The organism is Kitasatospora sp. NPDC059803, assembly GCF_042732255.1.
Lineage (GTDB): Bacteria > Actinomycetota > Actinomycetes > Streptomycetales > Streptomycetaceae > Kitasatospora.
Genome location: NZ_JBHWIJ010000563.1, coordinates 1 through 1,815 on the forward strand (window position 1 = coordinate 1; position 1,815 = coordinate 1,815).

General features: G+C 73.9%; 2 protein-coding genes. Both read left to right on the forward strand.

The features are described from left to right. Positions 1 to 93: cold-shock protein (locus tag ACFV6I_RS39490; RefSeq protein ID WP_380431118.1), on the forward strand; the 93-nt coding region annotated here is incomplete at its 5' end. A gap of 352 nt (positions 94 to 445) precedes the next feature. Further along, a partial coding sequence (locus ACFV6I_RS39495) for a DEAD/DEAH box helicase (protein ID WP_380431115.1) occupies positions 446 to 1,815 on the forward strand: 1,370 nt, incomplete at its 3' end.

Here is a 1,815-nt window from a genome sequence, read left to right on the forward strand (position 1 = left end):
GGCTTCCGTGAGCTGCTCGAGGGCCAGAAGGTCGAGTTCGACGTCACGCAGGGCCAGAAGGGCCCGCAGGCCGAGAACATTCGCCCGCTGTAGTTCTCTGCCACGGCACTCGCCTGGTAGCGAGGGGCCCGCACCGTGCACTACGCCCGGTGCGGGCCCCTCGGCCGTTCCACCCCCCATCGCCTCCGGCCGTCCTGGCCGCCAGGCCGCCCCGGCCGTACCGGGCCCTGTGGATCCGCCTTCGGCCGTCGTCCGCCGTCCCGCGCGGGCCGTGTTGCGCCGACCGCGCACCGGCGCCCGCCCACCGGTGGCTGCACCGTCCATGCCTCGCCCGGCCGCATCGTCCGCGCCCCGCCCGGCACATCTTTGGCCCGTTTCTTGTGATCTCCGCGCGCCCGCGCAGCGGAGCCGACCTCGCGACGTGCCGTCCTGAGGAAGGTTCCGTATGAACCGCTCGAACCGCCCGTCGCACCGCAGCCCGCACCGCCGGACCGGAGGCCCGAACCGGGCCCAGGGCCGCTCCTCCCAGCAGGAGTTCGAACTCCCGGCCAGCACCACTCCCGCCCTGCCCGCCGTCGAGTCGTTCGACGAACTGGACATGCCCGCGGCCCTGTTGAAGACGTTGACCCGCCAGGGCGTCACCTCGCCGTTCCCCATCCAGGCCACCACGCTGCCGAACTCGCTGGCCGGCCGCGACGTGCTCGGCCGGGGCCGCACGGGCTCCGGCAAGACCATCGCCTTCGGTCTGGCCGTGCTGGCCCGCACCGCCGCCCGTGCCGCTGGCCGCAAGACCGAGCCGGGCAGCCCGCTGGCCCTGGTGCTGGTCCCCACCCGGGAACTCGCGCAGCAGGTCACCGAGGCGCTCACCCCGTACGCGCACTCGGTGCGGCTGCGGATGGCGACCGTGGTGGGCGGGATGTCGATCGGCCGCCAGTCCCAGGTGCTGCACCGGGGCGCCGAGGTCGTCGTCGCCACCCCGGGCCGGCTGAAGGACCTGATCGAGCGCGGCCACTGCCGACTGGACGACGTCGACATCGCGGTCCTGGACGAGGCCGACCAGATGGCCGACCTCGGCTTCCTGCCGCAGGTCACCGAGCTCCTCGAACAGGTCGCCGAAGGCTGCCAGACGCTGCTCTTCTCCGCGACCCTGGACCGCAACGTCGACCGCCTGGTGCGCCGCTTCCTCAAGGACCCGGTCACCCACTCGGTGGATCCGTCGGCCGGAGCGGTGACCACCATGGAGCACCACGTGCTGCATGTGCAGAACCACGACAAGAACACCCTGATCGTCCGCATCGCGGCCCGGGACGGCGGGGTGATCATGTTCACCGACACCCGGGACCGGGCCGACGCGCTGGTCGAGGACCTGCTCGCCAACGGGGTGAAGGCCGCGGCCCTGCACGGCGGCAAGTCCCAGCCCCAGCGCACCCGGACCCTGGAGCAGTTCCGCACCGGCCAGGTCACCGCGCTGATCGCCACCAACGTCGCCGCGCGGGGGATCCACGTGGACGGCCTCGACCTGGTCGTCAACCTGGACCCGCCGGTCGACCACAAGGACTACCTCCACCGGGGCGGCCGCACCGCCCGGGCCGGCGAGTCCGGCACCGTCGTCACCCTCGTCCTGCCCAGCCAGCGCCGCCAGATGGCCCGGCTGGCGGCCACCGCCGGGATCGCCCCCACGGCCACCCGCGTCCACTCCGACGACGACGAACTCGCCCGGCTCACCGGCGCCCGCGTCCCGACCGGCATCCCCGTGACGATCCCCGACCCGGTCGTCGAGCGTCCCCGCCGCTCCGCCCGGGGCGCCGTCGGTGG